This window comes from Fundidesulfovibrio sp. (genome assembly GCF_058402725.1).
The window spans coordinates 1-3,706 of record NZ_JBZVFJ010000227.1 but is presented as its reverse complement, the minus strand read 5'-3'; the positions used below and the strand labels follow the sequence as shown (position 1 = coordinate 3,706).

At 70.5% G+C, this 3,706-nt stretch carries 2 protein-coding genes; both read left to right on the top strand.

The genetic code is table 11. The annotated features are described in order from the left end of the window. Window positions 1-2,729: PAS domain-containing protein (locus ACV4UX_RS17830; protein ID WP_491594625.1), on the top strand; the 2,729-nt coding region annotated here is incomplete at its 5' end. Window positions 2,730-2,755: 26 nt separating this feature from the next. After that, window positions 2,756-3,706 (top strand): HDOD domain-containing protein (locus tag ACV4UX_RS17825; RefSeq protein WP_491594624.1); only part of this gene is annotated, 951 nt, incomplete at its 3' end.

Sequence of the window (3,706 nt, the reverse complement as noted above, 5' to 3'; positions counted from 1 at the left end):
TGCGCCGCGCTACTTCCCCAGGTTCTTCCCCGGCTAGCGGGGCCGCGCACGGCGGACCGGAGACGCGTCCCGCCGGTGCGCCGGGCGGGCTGCGCATGATGGCCCTGCCCGCCCTGCTGGCGGCGCTGCTCCTGGCGATCCTGTGCGCCCTGCTCTGGACCGCCCACCGCAGCAACCTCAAGCGCCAGGCCCTGGCCGTGGAGCTCTTCCGGCAGGACGCCCTCAACCGGGCCTCCAGTCTGGAATACTTCTTCACCGAACGCCGCAACGACATGGACCTCCTGGCCGAGAGCCCCGCCGTGCTCGCCTATTTCGGCAACGTGGCCATGGGCATGTCCGCCAGCTACGGCCTTCTGGAGAGCGCGCGGCAGGTGGAATCCCAGTTCGCCAAGACGCAGGCCGACAAGCGCCTGGGCGGCCGTCCGGTCTTCACCTGCATCGCCCTGCTGGACGACAAGGGGCGCGTGGTGGCCGCCGCGAACCGGGGGAGGCAGCGGCAGGGGGCGGGCGAGCGTCAGGGCTTCGGCGCGGAGAACGCCGTGGAGCGCGGCGGCCTGTCCTGGAGCCTCGCGCCCGGGCCGGAGGGCGAGGCCAGGGAAATTCAGCTGAGGCGGCCGGTGGCCTTGGCCGGCCGCGAAGTCGGCACGTTGGCCGCGCGGCTCTCCCTGGATGTGGTGCTTGGCGAGTTCCTGGCCCCCCGGGCCAGCGATCCGCCCCTCTACTGCCTGGCCTTCGACCAGCGCGAGGTGGTCTGCGCCGGCGGCCAGGAGGCCGTGTTCCCCGAGGCGCTCAAGGCGGACGAGTCCCGGGTGGCGTCCATCCAGGCCAAGGGGGCGGCGGGGCGGCTTGGCGTGGCGGAAGACGTGGGGGGCACGCCGCTCACGTTCTTTTCGAGCGTGTCCCAGGCGTCCCTGCAGATGCAGTCCGCGTGGCCGCTCACGGTGTTCGCCGGGCTGGCTGGCCTTCTGCTGCTCACGGGCTCGGGCCTGCTGGTGAAGGTGCGCCTGGAGCGCGCCGCCGTGGAGGCCCGGCTGGAGGAAAAGGCCCTGGCCGAACGGGAGATCGTGCGGCGCATGGAGCAGTTCGACGCCCTCTTCGACGGCCTGCCCGGCTACGCCTTCACCAAGGACGCCGACGGACGCTACGTGGGGGCCAACGCCGCCTTCTGCCGGGCCGTGGGGCTCTCCCTCGAGGAGCTGACCGGCAGGCGCGACGACCAGATCTTCCCGCCCGAGGTCGCCCGCGGCTACATGCGCGACGATCGCCTGATCCTCTCGGGGCGGCGCGACTTCCTGGAGACCGAGGAGACCATCCCGGACAACGGGCGCGTGGTGAGCGTCTCCACGCGCAAACTGGCGCTGCGCCACTCCGACGGCGCCCTGGGCGGACTCATCGGCCTGGGCTTCGACATCACCGAGCGCAAGCGCATCGAGGCCGAGCTGCGCGAGGCCAAGGAGCAGGTAGAGGAGCGCGTGCGCCGTCGCACGGGGGAGCTGGCCATCGCCAACGCCAGGCTCCAGGAGGAAATGCGCGAGCGCGGGCAGGCCCACCGGGAGATCAGCCTCATCCTGGAGGCCGTTTCGGCGGTGCTGGCGGGCGTGGACGCCCGGGGGCGCGTCTTGCGCTGGAACACGGCGGCGGCCAACGCGTTCCAGCTGCCTGCCTCCGAGGCCCTGGGCCGCCCCTTCACGGCGCTGCCCCTGCCCTGGGACTGGGCAGCCGCCCTCAAGCCCGTGGAGGAGTGCAGGCGCGCGGCGCGCGCGGCCAAGGCCAGCAGCGTCTGGTACGAGCGCGCCGAGGGCGGCGACGGCTTTCTGGTGGTCACCGTGAGCCCCCTGGCCACCGGCGACGCGGACGCGGCAGGCTACCTGCTCCTGGCCGAGGACGTGACCGACATCCAGTTCCTGGAGGCCCAGCTGGCCCAGGCCGCCAAGCTGGAGGCCATCGGCCAGCTTGCGGCGGGCATCGCCCACGAGATCAACACCCCCGCCCAGTACGTGGGCGATTCCGTGAGCTTCCTCCAGGACGCCTTCGCAGACTACCTGAGGCTTTCGGCCCTGGCCCGCCGCCTGCGCGACGAGCCCGGCCTGGCCGCCGACCGGGGCCCGGAGCTGGTCGCCCGCCAGCTCGAGGAAATGGACGATGATTTCCTGGCCGGTGAAACCCCGCGCACCTTCGCCAGGATTTTCGACGGCCTGGGACGCATCAGCTCCATCGTCTCGGCCATGAAGCGCTTTTCCTATTCGGGCGGCGACGTGAAAAAACCAGTGGATCTCGCCCAGGCCATCGAGAACACCCTTGTGATTTCGCGCAACGAGTGGAAATACGTTGCCGACGTGGTCACCGATTTCGACCCGGACCTTGGCGAGACGCCCTGCCTGGCGGGAGACATCAGCCAGGTGCTGCTCAACGTCATCGTCAACGCCGCCCACGCCATCGGAGAGAGCGTCGGGTCCTCGGGCGGCAAGGGGCTCATTACCGTGCGCACGCGCCGCGAAGGGGACAAGGCCGTCGTCAGCGTCCAGGACACCGGCCCGGGCATTCCCGAGTCCGTGGGGGACCGGGTGTTCAACCTCTTCTTCACCACCAAGGAGGTGGGCAAGGGCACCGGGCAGGGGCTGGCCATCGCCCACGACATCGTGGTGAACAGGCACGGCGGGACCATCCGCTTCGAATCCGAACCGGGGAAAGGGACCACGTTCTTCATCACGCTCCCCCTCGACGGGTGAACCAGGCACGACGCCGACACACAGCCATGAAACCAAAGATCCTCTTCGTGGACGACGAGCCCAACATCCTGGACAGCCTGCGCCTGAGCCTGCGGCCCCTGCGCGCCAAATGGGACATGACCTTCGCCCTGGGCGGCCAGGAGGCCCTGGTTATCCTGGAGCGCGAGCGCCACGACGTGGTGGTCAGCGACATGCGCATGCCGGGGCTCGACGGCGCGCAGCTCCTGGCGGAGGTGCAGCGCCGCCACCCCGACGTGGTGCGCATCATCCTCTCGGGCTTTTCCGACGAACAGAGCGTGCTCAAGACCGTCAAGCTGGCCCATCAGTACCTGAGCAAGCCCTGCCGCCCCGTGGACCTGATCCAGGCCGTGGACCGCGCCCTGGGCCTGAGCGGCGTCCTGGCGCCCGGGGCCCTCAAGTCCGTGGTGGCCAGCCTCACCAGCCTGCCCGCCATGCCAAGCCTTTACGGACGCCTGGTGGAAGTGCTCCAGGACGAGAACACCACCCTCAAGGAGGTGGGCGACATCGTCAGCCAGGACGTGGCCATGTGCGCCTCCCTCCTGCGCCTGGTGAATTCGGCCTTCTTCGGCCTGCCCACCCGCGTCTCCAGCGTCCACCACGCCGTGAACCTGCTGGGCGGCCAGACCATCCGGGCGCTCGTTCTGGGCGTCAACCTCTTCGAGTCCATGGACGCGGGGCAGATGCCGGACTTCTCCGTGCACGGCCTCTGGGAGCACAGCCTCCGGACGGCCTGCTTCGCCAAGGTCCTCGCGGCCTCCGAGGGGGCAGGCAACGAACTCTGCGACGAGGCCTTCATCGCGGGCGTGGTGCACGACATGGGCAAGCTCCCCATGGCCTGCGGCCTGCCCGGCGAGTACGCCCGCGTCCTCGATCTGGTGCGCTCCGAGGGGCTTGCGGTCCACGAGGCCGAGCACGCGGTGTTCGGGGCCACCCATGCCGAGGCGGGGGCCTACCTC